This is a genomic window from Pseudomonas sp. PME37.24/025, assembly GCF_055556615.1.
Genome location: NZ_JBVHNK010000003.1, coordinates 46,075 through 72,328, shown reverse-complemented (window position 1 = coordinate 72,328; position 26,254 = coordinate 46,075). Strand labels below are relative to the sequence as shown.

The window sequence follows — 26,254 nt, the reverse complement described above, 5'->3', positions numbered from 1 at the left end:
CTGGGCTGCGAAGCGGCCCCAAACCAGTCCACCGTATGTATTCAGGCACACTGCATTTGCCGGGTTTACGACTGCTGCGCAGCCGAGCGGGAGCAAGCTCCCTCGCCACAGGTGATGTGTGTGTCTCCACTGAATTCGAGGATTTTGAAATGTCCACACTGATACGTCCGGCCCTGAGCCTGTTGATACTGATGACCCTGATCACCGGCGTCGCTTACCCCTTGGTGGTCACCGGCGTCGCCCAGGTTGCCTTCCCGGATCAGGCCAATGGCAGCCTGGTGCAAGATGCCGACGGCAAGGTCCGCGGCTCGTCGCTGATCGCCCAGGATTTCGTCGGCGACGCCTGGTTCCACCCACGGCCATCGGCCGGTGCCTTTGCCACCGTGTCGAGCAGCGCCAGCAACTTCTCGCCAAGCAATCCGGCGTTGGCCACCCGGGTTATCGATGAGGCCAATAAACTGCTGATACCTGGCCAAGGTCCGGTGCCGTTGGCCATGTTGACCACCTCCGGCAGCGGCCTCGATCCGCACTTGCCACCGGCCGCGATTGCCTATCAACTGGCGCGTGTCGCGGCGGCGCGCAATCTGCCGGTGTCTACGCTTGAGCAACTGATGGACGCGCACATCGAGCAGCCGTTGGTGGGGCCGCCGGTGGTGAATGTGTTGGCGCTGAATATGGCGCTGGAAAAACTGTAGATCGGTGGCGCGGCCAATCGCGGGCAAGCCCGCTCCCACAGGAGGCGAGGAGGGATACAAAATTTGTGACCACCATCGATCCCTGTGGGAGCGGGCTTGCCCGCGAAGAGGCCCTGACAGTCACTGCATCAACATCAGAATGAGAGAGAACTTCAAGCATGAGTGACTCCGGCCGCGCCGACGCGCTGTTAGCAGACCTGCCCCGCGATGGCCGTGGCCGGCTCAAGGTGTTCCTTGGCGCAGCGCCGGGAGTGGGCAAGACCTACGCCATGCTGCAGGCCGCCCACACTCAACTGCGCCAAGGCGTGAAGGTCATGGCCGGGGTGGTCGAAACCCACGGTCGCGCCGAAACCGAAGCGCTACTGGCTGGCTTGCCGCAGCAGCCGTTGGTGCGCTCGGAATACCGCGGCGTGATGCTCGAAGAAATGGACCTCGACGGTCTGATCAAAGCCAAGCCAAAACTGGTGCTGGTGGACGAACTGGCCCACAGCAATGCCCCCGGCAGTCGTCACACCAAACGCTGGCAAGACATCCAGGAATTGCTGGCCGCCGGCATCGACGTGTTCACCACGGTCAACGTCCAGCATCTGGAAAGTCTCAATGATCAGGTACGTGGCATCACTGGCGTACAGGTGCGTGAAACCCTGCCTGACTGGGTGCTGCAAGAAGCCTACGAACTGCTGCTGATCGACCTGCCGCCGCGCGAGTTGCTGGAGCGTCTGCGCGACGGCAAGGTCTACGTGCCGGAGCAGGCGCGGGCGGCCATCGATGCGTTCTTCACCCAGACCAACCTCACCGCCCTGCGCGAACTGGCGATGCAAACCGCAGCCGCTCAGGTCGATGACGATCTGGCCCAGGGGTATCGCCAGCTGGGGCAGGCCGCACCGGCCGTGCGCGGTCGTTTGCTGGTGGGCGTCGATGGCGATGCTCAGGCCGAGCGTCTGGTGCGTCACGCCAGTCGCGTCGCCCAGCGCCGGCATCTGCCGTGGAGCCTGGTGCATGTGGACAACGGTCGTGTGCGCGACGAGCAATCGCGCCTGCGCCTGCAAAGCGCTCAGCAACTGGCCGAACGCCTCGGTGGTGAAGTGGTGTTGCTGCGCGCCGGTGAGGTGGCGAAAACGTTGATCCAGCACGCCGCTGAACGACGCGCCAGTCTGGTGTTGGTGGGCCAGTCGCGCCAGCGTTTGCGTCGACGGTTGTTCGGCGGCGGTCTGGCGTCTCGTTTGCTGCGCGATGCTCGCGGGCTGGAAATCAACGTGCTCGACAGCGATCACCAACAGCATCAACCGCGCCAACGCTCGGCGCAGTCGCTGGTCTGGTTCGACTACGCGTTGGCGCTGCTGGCGACAGTGCTTGCCAGTGCCTTGGCCTGGGCGGTGTCGAGCGTCTTGCCGCTGCCCAACATTTCGCTGGTGTTCCTCGCCGCAGTGTTGTTGGTGGCGGTGCGCAGCAGCCTCGGCCCGGCATTGGCCTGCGCGGCGCTGTCGTTTCTGACCTATGACTTTCTGTTCATTCCGCCGAATTTCTCTTTCAGTATCCAGCGTGAAGAAGACGTGCTGACCTTACTGTTCTTTCTGCTGATGGCGGCTCTCACCGGCAACCTGGCGGCACAGCAACGGCGACAACTGCAGGCGTTGCGCGACACCCAGGAAGAAACCAGCGAACTGCTCGACCTGTCGCGCAAACTCACCGCCGCCACCGACCGTCAGGCCGTGGTCAGCGCCGCGGCGCAGCACCTCAATGGCTGGACCGACCTGAAACTGTGCCTGCTCAATCGCGATGGCCAGAGCGGCTGGAAAGTTGAAACCGGCGGCCCACTGGAGTTCTCCGAAACCGAGCGCGCCGCCGCCGATTGGGCCTGGCAACACGACCAACCGGCCGGCGCGGGCACCGGCACCTTGCCGTTCGGGCGCTGGTGGTGGTGGCCGTTGTCGGTGGACGATGGCCCGTTGGCACTGCTCGGCGTATGCGCCAAAGAAGGTCAGAGCCTGAGTGGCCAGCGTCGGCGCTTGCTGACTGCGCTGAGCCAGCCTTTGGCCCAGGCGTTGGCCCGTGCGCAACTGGCCGATGACCTTGAGGCGGCACGCTTGCATGGTGAAACCGAGCAACTGCGCAGTGCGCTGTTGGCCTCGGTGTCCCACGATTTGCGCACGCCGCTGACCTCCATGCGCGGCAGCATCGACAGCCTGTTGGCGCTGGGAGAGGCGATTCCGTTGGAGGACCGCCGCGAACTGCTCGAAGGCACTCGCGATGAAGCCGAACGGCTGGATCGTTACATTCAAAACCTGCTGGACATGACTCGCCTCGGCCACGGCGCCCTGAAGCTGGCGCGGGACTGGGTGTCGCCAGCAGACATCGTCGGCAGTTCAATCAACCGTCTGCGTGCGGTGCTGGCGTCGTTGCAAGTCATTACCGAAGTGCCGGCCGAACTGCCGTTGCTTTACGTGCATGCCGCGTTGATCGAGCAAGCACTGGTCAACGTGCTGGAAAACGCTGCGCGTTTCTCACCGCCCCGCGGGCGTCTTGAATTGCGTGCCGGGGCCACTGACAGTGAGCTGTTTTTTTCGGTGAGCGATGAGGGGCCGGGGATTCCGGAGGAGGAGCGGGCGAAGGTTTTCGACATGTTCTACACCGCCGCTCGCGGCGATCGCGGCGGGCAGGGCACCGGGCTGGGGCTGGCGATCTGTCAGGGCATGGTCGGTGCCCATGGCGGGCGGATCAGCGTCGCCGATGGCATCGAAGGGCGCGGCACCTGCATCACGCTGCACCTGCCGTTGCAGACTCAGCCGGGATTGGACAGTGAAGCCTGATCTCGCCTGCGCTACTCTCTTGCCACTTCTTTGTGTTGATGTGAATTCATGAGCCAGACCGCGACCATTTTGGTCATCGATGATGAACCGCAGATCCGCAAATTCCTGCGCATCAGCCTCGTTTCCCAAGGCTACAAAGTGCTGGAGGCCGGCACCGGCACGGAAGGCCTGGCCCAGGCCGCATTGAACAAACCCGACCTGCTGGTGCTCGACCTCGGCCTGCCAGACATGGACGGCCAGCAGGTGCTGCGCGAGTTTCGCGAGTGGTCGACGGTGCCGGTACTGGTGCTCTCGGTGCGCGCCAGCGAAGGGCAGAAAGTCCAAGCCCTGGATGGCGGCGCCAACGACTACGTGACCAAGCCGTTCGGCATCCAGGAGTTTCTGGCCCGAGTACGCGCGTTGCTGCGTCAGGCGCCGACCGGTGAAGCTCAGGAAGCGGCGCTCAGTTTCGGTCCGCTCACCGTGGACCTGGCGTATCGCCGGGTGCTATTGGACGGCGCCGAAGTGGCGCTGACGCGCAAGGAATATGCGGTACTGGCGCAACTGGCGCGGCATCCGGGGCGGGTCATCACCCAGCAGCAACTGCTTAAGGACATCTGGGGCCCGACTCACACCGAAGACAGCCACTATCTGCGAATAGTGGTGGGGCACTTGCGGCAGAAACTGGCGGATGATCCGACTCAACCACGGTTCATCGTCACCGAGGCGGGGGTTGGGTATCGGTTGTTGAGTGAGGGCAGCCTTTAGTTTCTGTGGTGCCTGATCCTGCGCCATCGCGGGCAAGCCCGCTCCCACAGTGCTCCGGGTGTTCACAGATCATGTGACCGCCACAAAACTCTGTGGGAGCGGGCTTGCCCGCGATGAGGCCCTTTCATTCATCCGAGAACCTCAAGATTCCCGCTCATTCTCATACCGATCCAGCGTATCCCGCGCGATCTCGCGCCCCAGCGCGATCAACTCCGGCGCTTTGTAGAACTCGAAAAACCGACACACCCGCTTAGGCACGTTGATCAAGATATCCGGCGGATACCCGGCAATCTTGTACTGCGCCAATGACGTCTGCATCACCTCGAAACTCTGGTTGATCAGGTCCAGTAAAGACGCCGGCCCCACGTTGTCGATGATGAACGACCCGGTGGCGGATTTCGGTGCGCCGTTGCTTTCCGGGGCCGCCGCCGGTTGCTGGCCTTCCGGCGCGGCGGACTCGATCCACGGATTAATCTCGGCCCCTTCTGCCATCAACGCTTCCTTTTCCAGCAGCAGCAATTGTTCGGCCTGTGTGCGGCGGAAGGGCAATTTCGAGCCCAGCGAGTTGATCAAACTGTCGAAGCGGGTCTTGAACGCGGCCGGGCGCTGGATCACCGGCAGTTGATAGTGACGCTGGTTGGTGGAGTTGAGGTTGACCGCGATGATCAGGTCGCAATGGCTCGACACCACCGGCACGATCGGCAAAGGGTTGAGGATACCGCCGTCCACCAGCATTCGATTGCCCTGCATCACCGGCGTGAACAGGCTGGGGATCGCTGCCGAGGCACGCATGGCCTGGTGCAGGCAGCCTTCCTGGAACCAGATTTCCTGCTGGTTGGTCAGGTCCGTGGCCACGGCTGTGTAGGGAATGCGCAAGTCTTCGATGTTGATTTCGCCGACGATCTTGCGGATCTGCCCGAAGACCTTTTCCCCGCGAATCGCGCCCAGGCGAAAGCTGACGTCCACCAGACGCAAGACGTCGAGGTAATCCAGGCTCTCGATCCAGTCGCGATAATCCTTGAGTTTACCGGCGGCATAGATCCCGCCGACCACCGCGCCCATGGAGCAACCGGCGATGCAGGCGATGTCGTAGCCGCGCCGTTCGATCTCTTCAATGACGCCGATATGGGCGTAGCCCCGGGCGCCCCCCGAGCCCAACACCAGTGCGACACGCTTTTTCATGAATCGACCTCTCTGACAAGGTTCAACAATGCACCTATCGAGGGGCAAGCTTCAATCGCAATGGTCGTTCGGCGAGGCCAGTGCGTCGTTTTTTGACACTCCGGGATGGCGAATGGGTATTCTCGCGGGCGCTGTGATTTCCACGGCGGGTTTCCACTGCGGCCCAAGGCACTTTTCACGCGCCAGACCGTCTTACGTGCATGCATGTTTACCTATCTTTGAGGTGTGAGTGATGAAAGTCTGGATCTGTGTGCCGTTGATTGCCTTGGCACTCGCCGGTTGTGCCGGTAAAACCGCTTACCGTGACAGCTGCGGTAGCCAGCTCGATGCCGCCTGGCATGAACTGGACCTGGCCAAGGTCGAGGGCTTTGCCGGGACCGTCAGCTACTCCAAGGCGCTGTCGTTGTTGACCGGTGCCAAGACCCAGCAGCAGTTCGAAGCATACGAGGGCTGTACCAAGAAGGCCGAGAAGGCGCGCTTCTACATTCGTGAATCCCGCGCGGGCCGATAGAAGCAGCTACAGTCTGTAAGCAGCAAGCGACAAATGCGTCGTGCCGGTTTTTGGCTTACTGCCTGAAGCTTGGCGTTGTTTACGGAGAAAACCATGGTTGATCGGTTGGTGGCTCATATTCTGGGCCTGGACGTGCGCCTGCTCGCCTGTCAGGCACGCTTGAGTGCCCGCACCGATTCTGAAGCGCTGCACGATCTGCGCACCACCGTGCGCCGTTTGCGCAGCCTGCTGCGGCCCTTGCGCGGTTTGCCCGGGGTCGAGCAACTGGAAGCAGCGGCGTCCCGGGTCGGTGACCTGACCACACCGTTGCGCGATCGCGAAGTGCTGGCGGCGTACCTGCTCCAGCACGATCAACCCGAGGCCGCGCACCGGCGCATGGCGCGGATGGCCGAGGCTTATCCCCTCGTGGCGGCGAGCCCGGAAGTGGCGCAGATGCTGATGATCCTCGACGCCTTTCCGCGTTTCCTGCGGGCTTCCCAGCGTCAGGGCTTGCTCAAGGGTTTGCGCAAACGCATCGAAAAACGCCTGGGCAAACAATGGAAGAAACTCGACCAGGCCTTGCATGACCCAGCCCATGACCGCCATCGCCTGCGTCTGCTGATCAAGCGCGTGCGCTATGGCATTGAAGCCTACCCTGAACTGGATCGTTTGCCGGACGCGGCCCTGCCCAGACTGAAATCGGCGCAGGCTGCTTTGGGCGATTGGCACGACAGCTGGCAGTGGCTGGCCCGCGCCAAAGAAGAACCCGATTTGCAGCCGTGTGTCGCGGTCTGGAAAACCACCTTGGCCAAGGCCGAAGCGCGCGCCGACCGCGTGCTCGATAAGCTCAGCGCCGCCTGCTTCAAATCCTGAAAACCCCAAAGATCAAATGTGGGAGCGGGCTTGCTCGCGAAGAGGGCATAACATTCAATCAAAATGTTGAATGTCAGACCGCTTTCGCGAGCAAGCCCGCTCCCACATTAGTTTGTGTGTTCAATGTTGGCACGGCTCATCTGTCAGTGATTTTGGCCGGAATAAGCGCTGTGTCGGCTTTACGGGCTGGTTAAGATCGTTCCATCCATTTTCCGGCCTCTGAGGTTTCCATGCACTTTTCCGATCTGCTTGACGCTGTCCGCAGCCAGCCGCAGGAGCTGTCCATTCCGGCCGAATGGGGTCAGGGGCGGGCGAGTTTTGGTGGTCTGATAGCCGCCTTGCAATACGAAGCCATGCGCGCAAAAGTCCCGGCGGATCGTCCGGTGCGTTCACTGGCAATCACCTTTGTCGGCCCGGTCGAGCCTGATGTGCCGGTCAGCTTTGAAGTCGATGTTTTGCGCGAAGGCAAAGCCGTCAGCCAGGTACTGGGCCGGGCAATGCAGAAGGGCCAAGTGGTGACGTTGGTCCAGGGCAGCTTTGGTGCCTCGCGACCTTCCGAAGTGGCGGTCACGGCTAACGCCGCGCCTGAGATGAAGCACTGGGACGACTGCCAGGAAATGCCCTATATCAAAGGGGTGACCCCGGAATTCATGCGTCACTTGGCAATGCGCTGGAGCATCGGCGGCCTGCCGTTCACCGGCAACACCTCCCGCGATATGGGTGGTTGGGTGCGCTTGCGTGGAGAGATGAAGGACGAGGTGGTCAACGAGGCGCATATTCTGGCGCTGGTCGACGCCTGGCCGCCGTCCTTGTTGTCGCATCTGAAGAAACCGGCGGCAGGCAGCACGCTGACCTGGACCATCGAATTCGTCCAGCCGTTGCTCGCGTTGAGCACGCTGGACTGGTGCAAGTACCTGGTGGAAATCGAGTATGCCGCTGGCGGCTACGGGCACGCAGCCGCAAAACTGTGGAGCGAAGACGGTCAGTTGATCGCCATGAGCCGGCAGACTGTAACGATTTTCGCCTGATCAGTGACGACGACGGTGGCGTTCACGCCAGGCGCGCCACCAGCCGCCACTGAAGAAAAACCGTGGGAAGGTCAGGAACTGCTCGACCATCAGGCGTGATACCGCATCTTTGCGATCACTGAACGGCTCGGATGCTTGCGCCTCCAGGCGGTGACCTTGACGCTGCAAGCCAAGGGCGGCGAGCAGGCCGATGATACCGATCGCGATGCTCGCCAGATCCAGGCTGAACACCCCCGAGACCATCAGCAAAAACGCCACGATGAACAGCGGCACGGCAATCAGGTGCAACACCAGATTGGTCGGGTGCTGGTGATTATGCGGGTACGCTCGCCATTGCCAGGCGGGAAGGTTGGGATGACGTTTGCCCATGATGCATATCCTTTGATTCGTTGAGGCGTTTGAATAAAGAATAGGCTTGGCGCGGGCCGTCGGCGAATCAAGGCTGGCTATCGGCGCAATAGGTGTGATGGTCAGGATTGATGTTGCTCGGTCTGACGCCTTCGCGGGCAAGCCTGCTCCCACAGGTAATGCGCAAATTTTAAAATAGCGCTAATCCTGTGGGAGCGGGCTTGCCCGCGATGGGGCCGTCACAGTTTCAGCTGCCCGATGGCCTTGCTCAATTCCCCCGCCAACATCGCCAGCTCATTGCTGGTAATCGCCGAATTCACGGTCTGCTGCACGGTGTTTTCAGTCACGTCGCGAATGCTCACCACCGCCCGATTCATCTCCTCCGCCACATGACTCTGCTGCTCGGCCGCCACTGCGATCTGCGTGTTGCTTTCACGCATCTGCGCCACCGCAGTGGTGATTTCGGCCAGGGCCACGCTGGCTTCCTGAGCCTGTTGCATGCAGTCGTCCGCCTTGTACGAGCTCTCCTGCATGAAGTCCACAGCGTCCCGAGTGCCGGCCTGCAGCGCTGAAACCATGGTGGTGATCTCGTCGGTGGACGTCTGGACGCGTTTGGCCAGGTTACGCACTTCATCGGCGACCACTGCAAACCCACGGCCCATTTCACCGGCCCGGGCTGCTTCGATGGCGGCGTTAAGGGCCAGCAGGTTGGTCTGTTCGGCGATGCTATGGATCACGCTGACCACGCCATTGATCTTCTGGCTGTCCTCGGCCAGACGCTGAATCATCTCGGCCGTTTGCTGCACGCCAGTGGACAACCCGCCAATCGACTTCTGCACCCGAGTGACCACTTCCTGGCCACTGCCGGCCAAGGTGTCGGCGGTTTGCGAGAGGTCGCGGGTGGCGCCGGCGTGTTGGGCGATGTGATGGACCGTGGCAGTCATTTCGTTGATCGCCGTGGCGGCCTGATCGGTTTCGCTTTGTTGACCGAGCATGCCGTGACGCACCTCGTTCATGCTCGACGCCAGCCGCGCGGCGCCGACATCCAGTTGCCGGGCAGTGCTGGCGACAGTGTTGACTACCCGCTGGTAACCGGCCTGCATGGCGTTGAAGGCGTTGGCCATCTGCCCGACTTCATCCTTGCAGGCCAGCGGGACACGGGCCGACAGGTCACCGGTTTTCTCGACGTGGAGCATCACGTCTTTCAACGTGTTGAGTTGGCTGAGCAGGAAGCAGATCAACAGTTGCGACGCACCGAGCATCGCCAGCATCAGGATGAACACCGCTACCGCGTAGTGGGTGAAGCGTTCGCCGAACACTTGGCTCAGGCTCGGGCCATAAGCAATCACCGCGATCTGTTGACCGTCAGGGCGAGTGAATACCTCGGCGCCCATCAATGGGTTCTCACCGAACAGCGGCATGGTGTTGATTTCGACCCAACCGTTGGTATCGGTCAGCTCCAGCAGCGGTTGCCCATTCAGCAACGGCGCCTGCCCGCGATTGAAGGTCAGCAGGTTCTCGGCCTTGGGCAGCGGCTGCCCGACAGGCCAGGCATTGAGCAACCGTACCTGGGCTTGGGTCGACGCCTGGGCGGCATGGCTGCGGGCCTGTTGTTCAAGCTGCACGGCGTATAGCACCAGCAACAGGGTGGTGACGAAGGCGACGGCGTTGACCGCCCAGAATTTGTATTTCAGCGAGATGTTGCTAAGCCAGGCACCCATGGAGGTCTTCTCTGATAGCGGAAACAGTTTTGGCAAGGTGCCAGCATTGTGCCGCTATTCAGGACGTCGAATCTTGATGTGGATCAACGGGCACCACCGCCAACCTGTGGGAGCAGGCCTTTGTGGCGAGGGAGCTTGCTCCCGTTGGACTGCGCAGCAGTCCCATTTTTTGGGGCCGTTTCGCGACCCAACGGGAGCAAGCTCCCTCGCCACAAAGGCTCGCTCCCACAGGGGATTTGTGGTTATTGGGGGATTGAGGGCAGACCGAAAAATGCTCGTGCGCAAGCCGTGCTGTGAGCAGCCAAATCTTCCTCTGTCTCCCCACGATGCAACGCCACCTCACGCAACACTTCAGTCAGATACGCCGGCTCGTTGCGACCATTCTTCGGCTTTGGGCGCAGACTGCGGGGCAGCAGATACGGCGCATCGCTCTCCAGCATCAAGCGCCCGCGTTTAATCTCTTTGACCAACGGATGCAGGTGCGTGCCCCGGCGTTCATCGCAGATCCAGCCAGTGATGCCGATGTGCAAATCCAGATCGAGGTAGCTGAACAACGCCTTTTTTTCACCGGTGAAGCAGTGCACCACGGCGGCCGGTAACTGGTCACGATAGTCACGCAGGATCTCCAGCAATCGTTGGCTGGCATCGCGCTCATGCAGGAACACCGGCAATTGCAGCTCGACCGCCATCGCCAGATGTTCTTCGAGAACTTTTTCCTGTTGCGGGCGGGGCGAGAAATCACGATTGAAATCGAGGCCGCATTCACCCACGGCCACCACATTCGGCTCCTTGAGCAAACTGCGTAGACGCTGAGCACTGTCGGCGTTCCAGTCGCTGGCCGAGTGCGGGTGAATACCGGCCGTAGCGAACAGCCGCTGAGCGCTTTCGTCCAGTTGCTGGCACAGCTCCAGAGCCTGTTCACTGCCCTCGACGCTGGTCCCGGTGAGCACCAGTTGGCAGACCCCGGCAGCATAGGCACGGTCGAGTACAGCCTGGTGTTTGTCGGCGAAACTGGGGTTGGTCAGGTTGACGCCGATATCGATGAGTTGCATGGTGCTACCTCGGACCAAAGGCCGGAAAGCATATCAGAGCTGTAGATTTATAAGAAAAACCAAGAACTACAACGAGTTAAAGCTGTCTGTTGAGGCCGCGAGACAGGTTGGGTTGGTAGATTTGCCATCACTGTGCCACTCTCACGCACTTTATCAGCGCTTCACGCGCTCTGTTTCTGTCGCTCGACGTCATGAAATCACCCATGAGGTCGGCCAGTATTCTTTCCGGAGAGTGGATGATTCGTCCCTCGGTTTTGTTGCTGCTGTGTTGCTCGTTGCTGCTGCCTATGCCGGCGGTTGCGCGTCTGGCCGGGCCGTTGCAAGCCGTACCGGCGGCCAAGGTCCGCGACCTGGCAGAGATTCGCAGCAGCCGCGTGTTGCGGGTGTTGGTCAACCAGAGCCGCAATAGCTCCGGCGAAGTCCAGGGCCAGGCCATCGGCGTCGAATATCACCGCCTGCGCGCTTTCGAACAATACCTCAACGGCCATGCCCGTGACGGCCAGGAAATCACCCTCAAGATCATTCCCAAAGCCAAGGATCAACTGCTCGGCGCGTTACAGCGCGGGGAGGGTGATCTGGTTGCGCCGGGGGAATTACTTGATCCGCAATCGGGCCTCGCGGTCAGCACCAGTCAACCGATTGCCAGCGATGTGCCGTTGCTGCTGGTGGGGATCAAAGGCGAACGACGTTACACCCATCTCGAACAACTCTCAGGCAAAACCCTGGCATTGCCCACCGGCAGTGCCGCCGGGGATGCGGTCAGTCAGATCAATCAGAAGCTCGCGCTGCACAAACTGCCTCCGGTGAAGATCGAGTGGGTCGATCCAAGCCTGGCAGTCGAGGACGTGCTGGAAATGGTCCAGGGCGGGATCTTTCATCTGACGATTGTCGAGCAACCGATTGCCGAACGCTGGGGCAAGATCCTGCCAAAATTGCGTTTCGATCGTCAGGTCCTTATCAGCGAGCCAGGCGAGGAATACTGGTTCGTGCGCCGCGACGCCTCGATGCTGCGTTCGAGCATCGATCGTTTCTTGACTACCTACAAGAAACCGTCGGATCAGGATGCAGCGTTCCTGCGGATCTATCGACGCCTGTATCAAGTGCACTATCCCTTGGCCAAGGCCGATCGGCAGCGTCTGGAAAAACTTCGCCCGGTATTGCAGAAACACGCTGAAGCCCAAGGCATGGACTGGCTGAATCTGGCGGCGCTGGCCTTCAAGGAGTCGGCGCTGCAACCCAGCGCCAGAAGTGGCAGTGGCCCCACCGGCCTGATGCAAATTACCCCGTCTGCCGCCCAACGGGTTGGCGTGAATAATATTCAAAACCTCGACGCCAATGTGCAGGCCGGCGCCAAGTACCTGGCGATGATCCGCCGCAAGTTTTTTGCCAGCCCCAAACTCAACGAGCGCGAGCGCATGGCGTTTGTGCTGGCGGCCTACAACATGGGACCGGAGCGGGTTCAAGGCATGCGCGCCGAAGCCCGACGACGCGGCTTGAATCCTAATCAGTGGTTTTTCCAGGTCGAGCGCATCGCCATGGAGCAGGTGGGAATGGGGGCTGTCAGCTATGTTAATAGCGTGAACAAGTATTATTTGGCGTTCGATCGGGAGCGGGAGTCGTTGGAGCCTCAGGGGCAAAAAGTGGTCTCGCGGAAATGATCGACTAAGCTGATTGTTATGGTGCGTTTTTTGCGCTTTTAACATGAGTTTTACTGATTAATATAGCGGCCAACCAACACACACTCACAATGGATGAACACAGCATGAGCACACTGATCAACAAGGTACTGTTCACTCGCGCGGGCTACGGTCTGACGATTCTGCGCATTTTCGTCGGCATCATCTTCGCGGCCCACGGCTCACAGAAACTCTTCGGTGCATTCGGCGGCTACGGCATTGCCGGCACCGCGCAGTACATGGAAAGCATCGGGCTGGCACCTGGTCACCTGATGGCGATCCTGGCGGGTGGTACCGAGTTCTTCGGCGGTCTGGCGCTGATCATCGGTCTGCTGGCCCGTCCGGCAGCGCTGGGGCTGACCTTCCTCTCGCTGGTGGCTATTTTCACGGTGCACATCAGCAACGGTCTGTTCATGGCTAACAACGGTTATGAGTTCGCCCTGGCTTTGCTTGGTGGCAGCCTCGCGGTGCTGATCGAAGGTGCAGGCAAGCTATCGGTCGACCGCGCCATCACCAACTGACCGCTCTGGTTCAACAAAAAGGCCTGCACCGTGCAGGCCTTTTTTGTTGCTGGTGATTCTTGACACTGTCCGGTCAGCTTCTCTAGGATGCTGCTCATGCGCCGATTTAAACAGCTACTTGCGGGGCGCCAGGTGACTCATTCAGTTGCCGATAGAAGCTTGAAACAGGCTTCGAAATACCGCTAAAGCGCTGGTTCGGTGTTGCCTCTCACCTGCCATGCAGACTTTTGAGGCAGAGACACGACACAATGAATGCATTAAGCCCCGTTGTACGCCCCGCGCCGATCACGGCACACCTCTCCCAGCGCAATCCAAAAATCCTGCTTGGCGGCAAACATCAGCCGACGCTTCTGCGTTACCTCGATGGCTGGCCACGTCGCACCGGCGGGCCTGCTGCCTTCCTGATTCAGTTTGTCGACGACGGCGAGTCACTGGCACGGTTTGCCAACGACAGTTTCGATCTGGCGGTGATTCTGGCACCCAACGCCGAGGATGCGCCGGAAGTGATCAGGCAACTGACTCGCGTGGCTCGCCAAGGGCTGATTACCCGTCGCTGAGATTCAGGGCGCTTGTCGACCTGGCACTGTCGCGGCAAGCTGCCTGACATTGCCTCTCGCTTGTTCGTACTCGTCAGGAGCTATGACCTGATGGAGGGCAGATTCATGATCACCACTCTTGATCGCCTCCGAGCTCTTTCTTCGGTTGTGGTTCGGGCACCTTTCGCGTCTAAATAAGCTGACCAGATATTTCAATGCTATTGGTCGCATTTGACCTTTTATTGTTGTTTATTGACGTTAATTGGTCAAATATGACCATTAATATAGTAATTTACATATATTGTTATTGATGCAATTGGTCAGAATAGATCCTTTGTTTGATGTTATTGATCATAATGGATCAGCTATGACCAATAGTGTGATCGGAGAAAGCTATGTCGCTTATGCATTTTTTGTACAGCCCGGCGGAAATCGCACGCGAATTGGGGAAAAATGCCGAATCGTTACGCTTGTCCAAAAACCTTTCTCGCAAAACCTTGGCTGAGCAATCAGGAGTGTCTGAGTCCTCCATCAAGCGGTTCGAACATTCAGGCTCGATTACCCTTGAGTCCATGATTCTCTTGGCCACGGCGCTCGATGAGCTAACGCCGGTGATGAGTCTTTTCAAACCCTCGCATCCAGGCTCAATCGACGAGCTAAAAAATCTTAAGCGTAAACGAGGCACCAAATGAGCTCGCCTATCCCCAGGTTCAAGCCCACCGAATCGCTCACCGTCACCGCCAATGGTGTAATGGTTGGCGAATTGAGCCGTGTCGAGGGGAAAGGCATCTATTTTGTGTACGACAAAGAATGGCTGGCCAAGGGGTTCGACCTTTCTCCCCTGACAATGACATTCGATGACAAGCCACAACTCGCTCGTGAAAGTCGTTTGTTCAAGGGCCTGCATGGCCCATTTGCAGATTCCTTGCCGGACGGCTGGGGGCTTCTGCTGATGGATAGATTCTTCGACGCGACCTTTGGAGCTGGCACCTCGCTGACGCTCAGTCCGCTAGATCGGCTGGCCTACATAGGTGATCGAGCTATGGGAATCTTTGAGTACCATCCCAAAACAGAAAAGGTCGCCGCCGAGTCAGTGAATCTTGCTCGCCTATTCGAGGCATCTGTCGAGGTACAACAAGGAGACACCCCAGGAGTGCTCAAGGGGTTACGCTTGGCGGGTGGCTCCCCCGGTGGTGCTCGCCCCAAAGCAATCGCCGCACTGTCACACGATCTTGAGGCTGCGACTTCAGCTTTTGGCCGGCTTCCACCTGGATACGCTCACTGGCTTGTGAAGTTCAGGGCTCTGAGTGAGCCTTTGGAGACTGGCGGTATCGAGCAAGCGTATGCAGTGATGGCCAGAAAGGCTGGGGTGAATATGGCGCATACGGAACTGCTAGAGGTGCAGATGCGTCAGGGAGGATTTGAGCGATTCTTCGCAGCCAAACGTTTCGATCGTGATGGCGATCGCAAGATTCATATGATTACCCTCTCAGCGTTGGTCTACGCAGACTTCCGGGCGCCGACGATGGATTACAGCCAGATACTCAAGCTGACAAGCGCACTGACGAAAAGCGCTGCCGAGGTTGAGAAAATGGCAAGACTCATGATCTTCAATGCGGTGTTCCACAACTACGACGATCACACCAAAAACTTTGCGTTTCTGTATCACGAACCTCAGGACAAAAACGGGCAGGGAGCCTGGACGCTGTCTCCAGCGTACGACCTTACTTTTTCCGATGGGATGGGCGAGCACTCCACTGCATTTTCAGGTCATGGTAAACCGACACGAAAGGTCATCAGAGATCTGTGCAAGGATTACAAGTACCTCAAGCCTGATGAATACATCGACCAAACCCTCGCGGCGCTTGATGACTGGGATCGTGTGCTCAGAACACTGAAAATCCCTAAGTCTGCGGGGGCTGCGATTCACCGGGTTCTCAGTGATGCGCGGGTGCGCTTCGAGGATAATTCTCCGGCTTTACGATCCATCTAAGTGCGTTCTGAGTGCGATCTGGGGCTCCAAGAGCCGATACAGCCTTGCTGGAGATAAATCGTTAGTGAGAAATCCATCTTGAGTACGAACATCATCACAAAGGAAGGTCATGAGGCTCTGAAGCAGGAGCTCGACTACCTTTGGCGGGAAAAGCGTCCTGACACCACGCGCAAGGTCACTTGGGCGGCGTCGCTCGGCGATCGTAGCGAAAACGCGGATTACCAATACAACAAGAAGCTGCTCCGGGAAATCGACCGACGTGTTCGGTACCTTCGCAAGCGCCTTGAAGATGTCCGGGTGGTTGCGTACTCACCTGAGCAGGAAGGCAGGGTCTTTTTCGGGGCTTGGGTCGAGATCGAAAACGAGGCAGGTGAAATCAAGAAATTCAGGGTTGTGGGGTATGACGAAATCTACGGTCGCAACGATTACATCTCCATCGATTCGCCGATGGCACGTGCGCTTTTGAAGAAAGAGGTGGGGGATGAGGCTGTTGTGCAGACCCCGGGCGGAGAAATGTTGTGGTGGATTAACGAGATTTTTTACGAAAAATAGTATGGTTTTTTGAGTATGGATACTATTGTCGAATGCCCGGATTTAAAGGCTTTCAGAGGCGATAGTATGGAGAATGCCATGCTTTGGCGTACTCGGCGTACTCGGCGTACTCGGCGTTCTCCGAGCGGTCGCCCTGTGCCGCCGCCTCGCTGACCGATTGCGTCACTTGCGGTGCGGGGAGGGCGATAACGGCTCATGACGACTTCTTGTGGTTGAGTGCGTGATCAGAGCGCTTGAGTTTATCAACCCTCGCGCAAGACTGTCAGGGGGCTGGCGTTCAAGGCGCGGCGCGTACCGAACACACCGGCCCCGCCGATCAGCACGGCCCCGATCAGCGGCAACACCAACAGCCATGGATGCGGGTGCCAAGGCAAGTCGAAGGCATAACGGTAGAGCGCCAGGCTCACCAGTTCCGAACCCAGTGCCGCCAACAACCCGCTGACCGCGCCGAGCAGGCCGAACTCGATCCGCCGGGCCCGGACCAGCAACTGCCGCTCGGCGCCTAGCGCTCGCAGCAATGCACCTTGGCGAATGCGTTCATCCAGCGTTGCCTGCAAACCGGAGAACAACACCGCCATCCCTGCCGCCAGCACAAACAACAGTACGTATTCCACTGCCAGGGTGACCTGGCCAAGGATGCTGCGCAGCTGCGCCAGCAAGGCTTCGACTTGCAGAATGGTCACTGCCGGAAAGCTGCGGGACAGGTCGACTATCTGCTGATCGTGACCGGCCGCCAGATAGAAACTGGTCAGGTAGGTCGCCGGCAAGTCCTTCAAGGTGCCGGGCTGGAAGATCATGAAAAAGTTCGGCTGGAAGTTGTCCCAGTTGATCTCTCGCAGGCTGGTGACTTTCGCCTCCCGATTGACCCCGCCGACGGTGAATACCATGTGATCGCCGAGCTTGAGTTTGAGGCTTTCGGCGACTTTACCTTCCACCGAAACACCGGGTATTTCATCCGCTGGTTGCTGGTCCCACCAGTTGCCGGCGGTGAGCTTGTTGCCCGCTGGCAGGTCTGCCGCCCAGGTCAGGCTCAAGTCGCGTTGAATGGCTCGATCACCGGCCGAATCCTTGCTGACGATGTCCTGCACCGGTTCGCCATTGATGCTGATCAGGCGTCCCGGCACCACCGGGTACAGCGGCGCCGATTGTGCCGACACCTCCATCAGTCGATCGGTAAAGGCTTGCTTGTCCGCCGGCAGAATGTTCAGGGCGAAATAATTCGGGGCATTTTTCGGCAACTGGTTTTGCCAGGTGTCGAGCAATTCGCCACGCAGCAAAGCGATCAGCGTCATGGACAGCAGAATCAAACCGAAGGCCAGGGCTTGACCCGCCGCCGCCAGTGGATGGCGCAGCAGTTGGCCCAACCCGAGGCGCCAAGGCAATGAGGCGCGCGCCAGCATCCGGCGCAGGCTCTTCAGTAGCAGCAACAGCAAACCGCCAAGCACCAGTGCCGCGATCACACCGCCGCCGAGCAGGGCGAAGGTCAGCAACAGGTCCAGGCTCAAGCGCCACATGATCAGACCGAGGGCGCCCAATGCCGCCCCATAAACAATCCAGGTGCTGGACGGAATCGGCAGCATGTCGCGACGCAATACGCGCAGCGGTGGCACTCGACCCAAAGCGGCCAGTGGCGGCAGGGCGAAACCGGCCAGCGCGACCAACCCTGTGCCGATCCCGGCGATGGCCGGCAACAGGCCTCCCGGTGGAACATCGGTCGGCAGCAAGTCACCCAGCAGCGCAAATAACCCGAGCTGCGCGAGCCAGCCGAGCAGGGCGCCGCTGATGCTGGCGAGCAATCCCAGTACCGTCAGTTGCAGACTGAACAGCACCATGGTTTCCCGACGGGACAGGCCCAGGCAGCGCAGCAATGCGCTGGCATCGAATCGGCGCGTGGCGAAGCGTGTAGCCGACAACGCCACTGCCACGCCGGACAACAGCACCGCCACCAGACTGGCCATGTTCAAATAACGTTCAGCCTTGCCCAGAGCGCCGCCGATCTGCCGGTTGCCGTCCCGGGCATCCTGGATGTGTTGGTTGGCCGCCAGCCCGGGTTTGATCAGTTGACGATAGGTTTCCAGCGCCTCGGCTTTGCCGCGCCAGAGTTCGCGGTAACTGACCCGGCTGCCGGGTTGCACCACGCCGGTCGCCTCAAGGTCGCTAAGGTTGATCAGCACCCGCGGTGTCAGGCTGTAGAAATTGCCGGCGCGATCCGGTTCGTAGGTCAGCACCCGCGCCAGTGTCAGGGTTTTCATGCCGACGTCGATGCTGTCGCCGATCTTCAAGTCCAGTGCGGTCAGCAGTCGCGCTTCGACCCAGGCTTCGCCGGGTTTCGGACCACCACCGGGTTCTTCCGGCGCGAAGGGCGCGGGGGCGCTTTTCAGTTCGCCGCGCAACGGGTAGACGTCATCGGCGGCTTTGATACTGGACAGCTGAATGCTGTTGTCGGTGGCGATAACGCTGGAAAACTCCACCACCTTAGCGTGCTCAAGGCCCAGCTCCGTGCCGCTTCTGATCTGTTCGGGCCGCGCCGGCGAGCTGCCTTCGAGTACCAGGTCGGCGCCGAGAAATTCGGTGGCGCGCAGCATCATGGCGCCGTTCAGGCGAGCGCCGAAGTAACCGATGGCGGTACTTGCCGCCACCGCCACCAGCAAGGCGAAGAACAGCACACGCAACTCACCGGCGCGGGCATCGCGCAACAGTTGACGGATAGCGAGACTGAACAGGCGCAACAGCGGCAAGCGTGCCATCAAGGCTCCAGAGGGGCGACCAGCAGGCCGGCTTCAAGGCGGATCAGGCGCCGGCAGCGATGTGCCAGGCGTTCGTCGTGGGTCACCAGCACCAGGGTCGTGCCGCTTTCCTGGTTGAGTTCGAACAGCAGATCGCTGATGCGCTCGCCGGTGTGGCTATCGAGATTGCCGGTGGGTTCATCGGCGAACAGCACGTCGGGCTCGGCGGCGAACGCCCGGGCAATCGCCACGCGCTGCTGCTCGCCACCGGAAAGCTGACGCGGGGAGTGAGTCAGGCGCTGGCCCAGGCCGACCCGTTGCAGCAGTTCGGTGGCGCGCTCACGGGCGTCTTTGCGGCCATCGAGTTCCAGCGGCAGCATGACGTTTTCCAAAGCGTTGAGGCTGTCGAGCAGCTGGAATGATTGAAAGACAAACCCCACGTGCTCGGCACGGATGCGGGCGCGTTGGTCTTCATCGAGATTGCTCAGGCCTTGCCCGGCGAGGGTGACTTCGCCGCTGCTCGGCAGGTCGAGGCCGGCGAGCAGGCCGAGGAGGGTGGATTTGCCGGAACCGGAGGCGCCGACGATGGCCAGGCTATCGCCCTTGTTCAGTTCCAGGCTGAGTTCGTGCAGGATAGTCAGTTCACCTTCCGCGCTGGGAACCACTTTGCTGAGGTTCTTCGCGGTGAGAATGCTTACGCCCATGGAGAATCCGATGCGTGTGTGGTTTTTGAGTGCTGGCCTGGCCTTGATGTGCATGGCCCAGAACGCAGCGGCGGGTACAGTCCTGATCGTTGGCGATAGTATCAGCGCCGGTTTCGGCCTGGATACCCGCTTGGGGTGGGTGTCATTGCTCGAGCAACGGCTCAAGCACGAAGGTTTCGACGATAAAGTGGTCAATGCATCCATCAGCGGCGACACCAGTGCCGGAGGCCGGGCGCGCCTGCCGGCGCTGCTTGCAGAGCATAAGCCTGCGCTCGTTATCCTCGAGTTGGGGGGCAACGATGGGTTGCGCGGAATGCTGCCAACACAATTGCAACAAAATCTTGCGTCGATGATCGACAGCTCCCGTGCCAGTGGTGCCAAGGTATTGCTACTGGGCATGCAACTGCCACCCAACTACGGTGCGCGTTACACCCAGGCCTTTGCCGAGGCTTTCACCAAGGTAGCCAGCGAGAAAAAAATCCCGCTGGTGCCGTTTTTTCTCGACGGTGTGGGTGGTCATCCGGACCTGATGCAAGGCGACGGTCTGCACCCGGCTGCGGCGGCTCAGGACAAGTTGCTGGAAAATGTCTGGCCAACACTGAAACCGCTGCTTTGACGCTTTTCTAGCGGCGGTGTTTCGGCTAAGGTGGCGCCCCCGATTTGGAGCCCCCGATGCCGCGTCCTGCCTGGTCCCTTTTTGCCTACCAACTGATCGAGCCTGACGAACAGCTGGATCTGTTCGCCTGCCAGGAAGTGCGGGTACATCTGGTGACCCGTCAACTGGAGTTGGGCGGCTCGGCGGACCGAACCTTGTGCGGCAGCCTGTTGCCGGCGCAACCGCGCTGGTCGAGCGTCGACCGTAGAGTGTTCCAGGACCAGCGTCTGTGCTCGCTGTGCCGCGCCATTCTGGAATCGCAAAAACGTGGCACCTCGCCGATCTGGCCCGAGTTGCGGTTCGAGCTTTAGGTCCCTGTGGCGAGGGGGCTTGCCTGTGGCGAGGGAGCTTGCTCCCGTTGGACTGCGAAGCAGGCCTAAATTCCGATCACCGGGGTTTTACAGTAAAAACGCATTTACCGGTTTCACGACGGCTACGCCGCCGAGCGGGAGCAAGCTCCCTCGCCACAGATAAGCTCTCCACAGGCAACCCCTCCCCACAGGCAAACCCCTCACCGCCGATCCCCCCAACCACAGGTCTTTACGTCTCCCCGAAATAACGGGCGGCGGTGTACAATCCCGTTTTTATACCCTTGTCGATCATGCGAAGGATTTTCCGGATGTTGCCGCGCTTTCCCGCCGTCACCCGCTGCCTGTCTCTTGCCGCCCTCTGTGTCGCGGGTCCGGTAGCAGCATTGGAGCTACCCCTGCCACCCCCTGGTGAAGACATCATCGGCCAGGTGCAAGTGATCAAGGCCAAGTACGAAGACACCTTCGCCGACCTTGGCACCACCTACGATCTGGGCTATTCGGAAATGGTCGCGGCCAACCCTGGTGTTGATCCATGGTTGCCGGGCGCAGGTACCGAAATCGTGCTGCCGACACGCTTCATCTTGCCGCCGGGCCCGCGCGAAGGCATCGTCATTAACCTGGCTGAGTACCGTCTTTACTATTTCCCGAAAGGCCGGAACGTGGTGTACACCTTCCCGCTGGGTATCGGTCGTGAAGGCTGGGGCTCGCCGATTGCCCACACCAGCATCGTCGCCAAGACGCCGAACCCGACCTGGACGCCTCCAGCGTCGATCAAGGCAGAGCACGCCGCTGATGGTGATCCATTGCCGAATGTGGTGCCGGCCGGCCCGGACAACCCGCTGGGGCCGTTCAAGTTCACACTGGGCACTCCGGGCTACCTGATCCACGGCTCGAACAAGAAGTTCGGTATCGGCATGCGCACCAGCCACGGTTGCTTCCGCATGTTCAACAACAATGTGCTGGAAATGGCTGGCATGGTGCCAGTAGGGACGTCGGTGCGCATCCTCAACGACCCGTACAAGTTCGGCCTCAGTGGCGGCAAGGTTTATCTGGAAGCGCACACGCCGCTGGACGACAAGGGCAACCCTTCGGTAGTCGACAAGCACACCGCAGTGATCAATGCGATGCTCAAGCGTGAGGACATCACCAACAACTTGCGCATGAACTGGGATGTTGTGCGTGACGTGGTTGCCGCTGAAGATGGCCTGCCGGTGGAAATCGCCGTGCCGAATTCGTCGGCACCCATGGTATCGAGTGCGCCGATCGACCTGCAGCAGTAACGCGTTAAAGCAACCCGCCGACGCAGGCCGCGTCGGCGGGTTTTTTATGGCCTGCAGAAACGGCGGGCAATAAAAAAGCCGACCCAAAAAATGGGTCGGCTTGATAACAATCCCGAAGGATTATTACTTGCGGCTAGCTTTTTCCAGCATGCGCAGAGCACGCTCGTTAGCTTCGTCAGCAGTCTGTTGTGCTTTTTGAGCAGCAGCCAGAGCTTCATCAGCTTTACGGTAAGCTTCGTCTGCACGAGCCTGGGAGCGAGCTGCTGCGTCTTCAGTAGCAGTCAGACGTGCTTCGGTTTCTTTCGATACGCTGCTGCAACCGGTAGCCAGAACTGCGGCCAGAGCCAGAGCAGAGAATTTCAGAACGTTGTTCATCGTGTTCCCCTTCAAGGACTTTCTATTAAGTAGCTGTCTCCTCAGATTGAGGAAATAGCCGGCGTACATACTACCCATTACTTGTAGTAAGTAAACTGACGTAGAGCAAGAAGCAAAAAAAATTGTAGGCGTTGATTCTTTTTCGAGCAACTTTTAACTGCATTGTATAAAAAATATCCAGCTGCGAGGCCCGAACTGAGCGAGCCGCCGAGGAAAAGTTCCCGGTGTCGGCAGCTGTTTTTCAGTCTCGACTAAAGTCTGTCTAGATGGAATCGCCTGCACTTTTGTTCGGATTTTGCGCGGCGGCTCTCATATCTTTATCCATGTTGAGGTGACTTAAACAAAGGGCGCTCGTCTTAAGTCTCAATATCCGGCAATGTTCAGGCTCGGACTCGGGAAGATTCCGGTCGAGCCGCCCCTGCATTACCCCAGGCAACACCCGCCTGCCAGCATGACGAGCGTCCCTTGAGCATTTCTGCCAATGGTGCCTACTATTTGATACGTGCTCGGTTGCGCGAGATTGGTGTTGCTCTCTCGGTGTCCATTCAGGCACGGGGTGGCGTAGATGTTCCTTCGCCGGAAAAACATCGGTAAGGTAGGGGTCAGAATTAAAGACCCGCGAGGAGTAGTGATGAGCGAGGCGTTGTCCATCCACCATGACCAGGCTGGTCATCAGTTCGAGACCACTGTGGACGGTTATCGTGCCTACCTGACCTATATGGATCTGGGAAAACAGACCCTGGATATTTATCGTACCTTTGTGCCCAACGCGCTGCGTGGTCGCGGCATCGCGGCGGCGTTGACCGAGCAGGCACTGCAATACGCCGAGGAAATGGGCTACACGGTCATTCCATCGTGCTCCTATGTGGAGCGCTACATGGAACGCCACCAGCGGCATGCCGCCAAGCTGTGAACAAAGCGAACCCATAAAAAAACGCCAGGTTTAAACCTGGCGTTTTTTTATGCGTGAAGCGAAACGGCGATTAGCTGCGATCGCGTTTCGGCAGTACATCCTTGAGCTTGGCGTGCATGCTGCGCAAGGTGTTTTCGGTGGCGGTCCAATCGATGCAGGCATCGGTGATCGACACGCCATATTGCAGGTCGGCGAGGTCTTTCGGGATCGCCTGGCAGCCCCAGTTCAGGTGACTTTCGACCATCAGGCCGATGATCGACTGGTTGCCTTCGAGGATCTGGTTGGCAACGTTCTCCATCACCAGAGGTTGCAGGGCCGGGTCCTTGTTGGAGTTGGCGTGGCTGCAATCGACCATGATGTTCGGCTTGATTTTCGCCTTGTTCAGCGCTTGCTCACAGAGCGCGACGCTGACCGAATCGTAGTTTGGTTTGCCGTTACCGCCGCGCAACACCACGTGGCCGTAGGCGTTGCCCTTGGTGGTGACGATCGACACGCCACCTTCCTGGTTGATGCCCAGGAAGCGGTGCGGGCTGGAGACCGATTGCAGGGCGTTGATGGCCACCGTCAGGCCGCCATCGGTGCCGTTCTTGAAGCCGACGGCCGAGGACAGGCCGGAAGCCATTTCACGGTGAGTCTGGGATTCAGTGGTGCGTGCGCCGATCGCCGACCAGCTGATCAGGTCCTGCAAGTATTGCGGGGAGATCGGGTCGAGGGCTTCGGTCGCGGTCGGCAGGCCCATCTCGGCCAGGTCCAGCAGCAACTGACGACCGATGTGCAAGCCATCCTGAATCTTGAACGAGTCGTCCAGGTACGGGTCGTTGATCAAGCCTTTCCAGCCGACGGTGGTGCGTGGCTTCTCGAAATACACGCGCATGACCAGATACAGGGTATCGGACACTTCCGCCGCGAGCACTTTCAGGCGCTCGGCATATTCGTGGGCAGCCTTGATGTCATGGATCGAGCATGGCCCGATCACGACGAACAGGCGGTGGTCGGTGCCATCAAGAATGTTGCGAATGACTTCGCGGCCCTTGGTGACGGTGCGCAGGGCCGCATCGCTCAGAGGGATATCACGCTTGAGCTGATCGGGAGTGATCAGTGTCTCGTTGGAAGCGACGTTAAGGTCGTTGATCGGTAAATCAGCCATCGTTTACTCGTCAGGTCACGGGTGCCGGCCGCCAGCGAACCCGCGCGGCGGAGCACAGCAAATTAAGCGCGTCGGGGGACCTGAACCTTAGCGCGTTACACCGTGGCTCGACAATGGGCAGACACCGGTTTAGGGGGCATTGGCTATGCAAATGCCTTGCGAACGGTATCGTGGGAGAACTCGTCGGCGTGCTGCTGGACCCATTCGAGAGCGAGGGCCTGAATATCCTGCAGGTCGTCATGCGCGTCATGCTGGCGGCGGTAACGTTCGATCTGACACACCTGCTCGCCCATCCTGGCGCTGAACAGCATCTGTTCGTCAACAAAGGCGATGCCGACCAGATAGCCGCGCTTGCGTCGCAGGCACCACGCCACATAACCCAGAAAACGCAAGTCCGGGTTCAGGGTCGGCATGCGTACTTCCAGCGCCGTACCGTGGCGCCACGCGCGGTGGTAATTGCAAGCCATGCCACCGAGGCTGATAGTGTGCAGCTGTTGTCGCGAAATACACTCATGTTGGAACAATGTTAATTCGACGGGTACATCATCAGGATGAGGAAGATAACGTCTCATGAACACGGACTCCCTGTGTCGGCCATCTGACATCGTTCCTCCCAGTATAGTGGTCGAATCGGAACTGACCGATTTCGACGCCGACCAACGGTTGCTGGCGATGAACGGCATTTCCCTGGTGATTTTTACCAGCGTCGGCTGCGCCAGTTGCCGTTTTGCCCGTGAGCAACTGCCCAGGTTCGATCTGGCGGTCGATCGACTGTGCTGGATCGATGCCGGAAACAATGGCGGGGTGGTCGAGCGTTATCGGGTCTTTCATTTGCCGGCGCTGTTTGTGGTGCGCGACGGTGAGTTCTTCGGGGCGCTACAGTCGCGTCTGACCCGCACGGCGCTCAACGAGGCCGTGAGTCAGGCGCTGAGTCGACAAGCAGAGGAGTTGCCATGACAGACACAGTGGTCAAGCCGAGAATCGGCATCATAGGGACCGGCGCAATCGGTGGTTTCTACGGGCTGATGCTGGCGCGTGCCGGTTTCGATGTGCATTTCCTGTTGCGCAGTGAGTTTTCGGCGGTGGCCGAACGCGGTTTGCATCTCGACCATGCGTCGTTGGGCCCGCTGGTCTTGAATCCGGTTCAGGCGTATTCGTCGGCCGCAGACATGCCTCCCTGCGACTGGTTATTGGTAGGCGCCAAGACCACCAGTAACGCGGACCTGGCACCGGCCATTATTCAAGCCGCGGCACCCGATGCCAAAGTGCTGTTGCTGCAAAATGGCCTGGACGTTGAAGACGGTTTGCGCGAGTTGCTCCCCGATTCGCTGAACCTGCTCGGCGGGCTCTGTCTGATCTGCGTCCATCGCGCCGGCCCAGGGGTCATTACCCATCAGGCGCTCGGGGCCGTGAACGTCGGCTATCACAGCGGCCCCGCCGCCGATGAACAGACGCGCATGAATATCGTCGAGGAGGGCGCCGGGCTGTTTCGCAGTGCGGGCATCGACTCCTCGGCCATGCCGAACCTGCATCAGGCGCGTTGGCAGAAACTGGTTTGGAATATCCCCTACAACGGACTGTCGGTTCTGCTGGGAGCCAGCACTACGCCATTGATGACGGATGCCGACAGCCGCGCGCTGATTCAGGCCTTGATGGCCGAGGTGGTTCAGGGGGCCAAGGCCTGTGGTCACGACATGCCGCCGGGTTACGCCGATTATCTGTTCATGATGACCGAGAAAATGCCCGACTATTGGCCGAGCATGTACCACGACTTCCTGCACAAGCGACCGCTGGAACTGGACGCGATCTACACTCGACCCCTGGCAGCGGCGCAGGCGGCGGGATGTGAAATGCCACGAATAGAAGCCTTGTATCGCAGCTTGAGTTTTATCGACCGACGTAATCACTGAGTCGGTCAA

The 26,254-nt window shown here is 59.6% G+C and carries 27 protein-coding genes and 1 pseudogene; 18 read left to right on the top strand and 10 right to left on the bottom strand.

Features of this window, described 5'->3' with window-relative positions; all coding sequences use genetic code 11:
* The first annotated feature begins 149 nt into the window (after positions 1-149).
* From kdpC to ACZ3HH_RS06350, 3 genes are all read left to right on the top strand, one after another.
* Complete coding sequence (kdpC, locus tag ACZ3HH_RS06360) at positions 150-695, top strand: potassium-transporting ATPase subunit KdpC (RefSeq protein ID WP_465803489.1); 546 nt, start codon at positions 150-152, stop codon at positions 693-695.
* Between the two features lie 158 nt (positions 696-853).
* Positions 854-3,505: a DUF4118 domain-containing protein gene (locus tag ACZ3HH_RS06355; protein WP_465803487.1), complete on the top strand. Its 2,652-nt coding sequence runs from the start codon at positions 854-856 to the stop codon at positions 3,503-3,505.
* 48 nt (positions 3,506-3,553) lie between these two features.
* Positions 3,554-4,252 carry a response regulator gene (locus ACZ3HH_RS06350; RefSeq protein ID WP_305502774.1) on the top strand — a complete coding sequence of 233 codons (699 nt, stop codon included), beginning with the start codon at positions 3,554-3,556 and terminating at the stop codon, positions 4,250-4,252.
* 141 nt (positions 4,253-4,393) lie between these two features.
* Here the strand turns inward: ACZ3HH_RS06350 and ACZ3HH_RS06345 are convergent, their stop codons facing one another.
* Complete coding sequence (locus tag ACZ3HH_RS06345) at positions 4,394-5,434, bottom strand: patatin-like phospholipase family protein (protein ID WP_465803486.1); 1,041 nt, start codon at positions 5,432-5,434, stop codon at positions 4,394-4,396.
* Positions 5,435-5,666: 232 nt separating this feature from the next.
* Between ACZ3HH_RS06345 and ACZ3HH_RS06340 the strand changes: the two genes are divergently transcribed.
* The 3 genes from ACZ3HH_RS06340 (at position 5,667) to ACZ3HH_RS06330 (ending at position 7,825) form a co-directional block, all read left to right on the top strand.
* Positions 5,667-5,945: a hypothetical protein gene (locus ACZ3HH_RS06340; RefSeq protein WP_052964059.1), complete on the top strand. Its 279-nt coding sequence runs from the start codon at positions 5,667-5,669 to the stop codon at positions 5,943-5,945.
* Positions 5,946-6,038: 93 nt separating this feature from the next.
* Positions 6,039-6,797 carry a CHAD domain-containing protein gene (locus ACZ3HH_RS06335; RefSeq protein WP_465803484.1) on the top strand — a complete coding sequence of 253 codons (759 nt, stop codon included), beginning with the start codon at positions 6,039-6,041 and terminating at the stop codon, positions 6,795-6,797.
* Positions 6,798-7,027: 230 nt separating this feature from the next.
* On the top strand, positions 7,028-7,825 hold the full coding sequence (locus ACZ3HH_RS06330; RefSeq protein WP_465803482.1) for an acyl-CoA thioesterase: 798 nt from the start codon (positions 7,028-7,030) through the stop codon (positions 7,823-7,825).
* Here the strand turns inward: ACZ3HH_RS06330 and ACZ3HH_RS06325 are convergent, their stop codons facing one another.
* The 3 genes from ACZ3HH_RS06325 to ACZ3HH_RS06315 form a co-directional block, all read right to left on the bottom strand.
* A complete protein-coding gene (locus tag ACZ3HH_RS06325) occupies positions 7,826-8,194 on the bottom strand; it encodes a terminase (RefSeq protein WP_465803480.1) in 369 nt (122 codons plus the stop codon). It abuts the gene before it with no gap.
* A gap of 218 nt (positions 8,195-8,412) precedes the next feature.
* Positions 8,413-9,894: a methyl-accepting chemotaxis protein gene (locus ACZ3HH_RS06320; RefSeq protein WP_465803479.1), complete on the bottom strand. Its 1,482-nt coding sequence runs from the start codon at positions 9,892-9,894 to the stop codon at positions 8,413-8,415.
* A gap of 242 nt (positions 9,895-10,136) precedes the next feature.
* Positions 10,137-10,946 (bottom strand): TatD family hydrolase, encoded by an 810-nt coding sequence (locus ACZ3HH_RS06315; protein WP_465803477.1) that lies wholly within the window; start codon positions 10,944-10,946, stop codon positions 10,137-10,139.
* Positions 10,947-11,182: 236 nt separating this feature from the next.
* Between ACZ3HH_RS06315 and ACZ3HH_RS06310 the strand changes: the two genes are divergently transcribed.
* The 6 genes from ACZ3HH_RS06310 to greB all read left to right on the top strand — a co-directional run bounded on the left by ACZ3HH_RS06310 (position 11,183) and on the right by greB (position 16,224).
* A complete protein-coding gene (locus tag ACZ3HH_RS06310; RefSeq protein ID WP_465803475.1) occupies positions 11,183-12,604 on the top strand; it encodes an MltF family protein in 1,422 nt (473 codons plus the stop codon).
* Positions 12,605-12,708: 104 nt separating this feature from the next.
* The gene (locus ACZ3HH_RS06305) at positions 12,709-13,143 is read left to right on the top strand and encodes a DoxX family protein (protein WP_007899846.1); all 435 of its coding nucleotides are present in this window, start codon (positions 12,709-12,711) and stop codon (positions 13,141-13,143) included.
* Positions 13,144-13,391: 248 nt separating this feature from the next.
* Positions 13,392-13,700, top strand: a complete 309-nt coding sequence (locus tag ACZ3HH_RS06300) for a class I SAM-dependent methyltransferase (protein WP_460145129.1) — start codon at positions 13,392-13,394, stop codon at positions 13,698-13,700.
* 374 nt (positions 13,701-14,074) lie between these two features.
* Positions 14,075-14,371, top strand: a complete 297-nt coding sequence (locus ACZ3HH_RS06295) for a helix-turn-helix domain-containing protein (RefSeq protein ID WP_465803473.1) — start codon at positions 14,075-14,077, stop codon at positions 14,369-14,371.
* Positions 14,368-15,672, top strand: a complete 1,305-nt coding sequence (locus ACZ3HH_RS06290) for a type II toxin-antitoxin system HipA family toxin (RefSeq protein WP_465803471.1) — start codon at positions 14,368-14,370, stop codon at positions 15,670-15,672. The genes ACZ3HH_RS06295 and ACZ3HH_RS06290 overlap by 4 nt, the downstream gene beginning before the upstream one ends.
* A 78-nt stretch (positions 15,673-15,750) precedes the next feature.
* Complete coding sequence (gene greB / locus ACZ3HH_RS06285; protein WP_465803470.1) at positions 15,751-16,224, top strand: transcription elongation factor GreB; 474 nt, start codon at positions 15,751-15,753, stop codon at positions 16,222-16,224.
* Positions 16,225-16,330: 106 nt separating this feature from the next.
* Here the strand turns inward: greB and ACZ3HH_RS06280 are convergent.
* From ACZ3HH_RS06280 to ACZ3HH_RS06270, 3 genes and pseudogenes are all read right to left on the bottom strand, one after another.
* A pseudogene (locus tag ACZ3HH_RS06280) lies at positions 16,331-16,396 on the bottom strand (transcription elongation factor GreB); the annotation flags it as partial.
* A 70-nt stretch (positions 16,397-16,466) separates the two neighbouring features.
* Complete coding sequence (locus tag ACZ3HH_RS06275) at positions 16,467-18,971, bottom strand: ABC transporter permease (protein ID WP_465803469.1); 2,505 nt, start codon at positions 18,969-18,971, stop codon at positions 16,467-16,469.
* A complete protein-coding gene (locus ACZ3HH_RS06270) occupies positions 18,971-19,654 on the bottom strand; it encodes an ABC transporter ATP-binding protein (RefSeq protein WP_258620861.1) in 684 nt (227 codons plus the stop codon). The genes ACZ3HH_RS06275 and ACZ3HH_RS06270 overlap by 1 nt, the downstream gene beginning before the upstream one ends.
* Before the next feature lie 10 nt (positions 19,655-19,664).
* Between ACZ3HH_RS06270 and ACZ3HH_RS06265 the strand changes: the two genes are divergently transcribed.
* The 3 genes from ACZ3HH_RS06265 (at position 19,665) to ACZ3HH_RS06255 (ending at position 21,900) form a co-directional block, all read left to right on the top strand.
* The gene (locus tag ACZ3HH_RS06265; protein ID WP_465803467.1) at positions 19,665-20,270 is read left to right on the top strand and encodes an arylesterase; all 606 of its coding nucleotides are present in this window, start codon (positions 19,665-19,667) and stop codon (positions 20,268-20,270) included.
* A gap of 56 nt (positions 20,271-20,326) precedes the next feature.
* Entirely contained in the window at positions 20,327-20,620 is a 294-nt protein-coding gene (locus ACZ3HH_RS06260; RefSeq protein WP_003226812.1) for a hypothetical protein, read from the top strand.
* Between the two features lie 308 nt (positions 20,621-20,928).
* On the top strand, positions 20,929-21,900 hold the full coding sequence (locus tag ACZ3HH_RS06255; protein WP_465803464.1) for a L,D-transpeptidase family protein: 972 nt from the start codon (positions 20,929-20,931) through the stop codon (positions 21,898-21,900).
* Positions 21,901-22,023: 123 nt separating this feature from the next.
* Here the strand turns inward: ACZ3HH_RS06255 and oprI are convergent, their stop codons facing one another.
* Complete coding sequence (oprI, locus tag ACZ3HH_RS06250) at positions 22,024-22,275, bottom strand: outer membrane lipoprotei OprI (protein WP_003172710.1); 252 nt, start codon at positions 22,273-22,275, stop codon at positions 22,024-22,026.
* A gap of 631 nt (positions 22,276-22,906) precedes the next feature.
* Between oprI and ACZ3HH_RS06245 the strand changes: the two genes are divergently transcribed.
* On the top strand, positions 22,907-23,188 hold the full coding sequence (locus ACZ3HH_RS06245; protein ID WP_030132333.1) for a GNAT family N-acetyltransferase: 282 nt from the start codon (positions 22,907-22,909) through the stop codon (positions 23,186-23,188).
* A 70-nt stretch (positions 23,189-23,258) separates the two neighbouring features.
* Here ACZ3HH_RS06245 and ACZ3HH_RS06240 read toward each other — a convergent pair whose 3' ends face one another.
* Together ACZ3HH_RS06240 and ACZ3HH_RS06235 are read right to left on the bottom strand one after the other, a co-directional pair.
* On the bottom strand, positions 23,259-24,335 hold the full coding sequence (locus tag ACZ3HH_RS06240; RefSeq protein ID WP_008009435.1) for a 3-deoxy-7-phosphoheptulonate synthase: 1,077 nt from the start codon (positions 24,333-24,335) through the stop codon (positions 23,259-23,261).
* A gap of 143 nt (positions 24,336-24,478) precedes the next feature.
* A complete protein-coding gene (locus ACZ3HH_RS06235) occupies positions 24,479-24,907 on the bottom strand; it encodes a PilZ domain-containing protein (RefSeq protein WP_465803456.1) in 429 nt (142 codons plus the stop codon).
* Between ACZ3HH_RS06235 and ACZ3HH_RS06230 the strand changes: the two genes are divergently transcribed.
* Both ACZ3HH_RS06230 and ACZ3HH_RS06225 read left to right on the top strand, forming a co-directional pair.
* The gene (locus tag ACZ3HH_RS06230; RefSeq protein WP_465803454.1) at positions 24,906-25,292 is read left to right on the top strand and encodes a thioredoxin family protein; all 387 of its coding nucleotides are present in this window, start codon (positions 24,906-24,908) and stop codon (positions 25,290-25,292) included. The genes ACZ3HH_RS06235 and ACZ3HH_RS06230 overlap by 2 nt on opposite strands.
* The gene (locus ACZ3HH_RS06225) at positions 25,289-26,245 is read left to right on the top strand and encodes a putative 2-dehydropantoate 2-reductase (protein ID WP_465803452.1); all 957 of its coding nucleotides are present in this window, start codon (positions 25,289-25,291) and stop codon (positions 26,243-26,245) included. The genes ACZ3HH_RS06230 and ACZ3HH_RS06225 overlap by 4 nt, the downstream gene beginning before the upstream one ends.
* Positions 26,246-26,254: the final 9 nt, after the last annotated feature.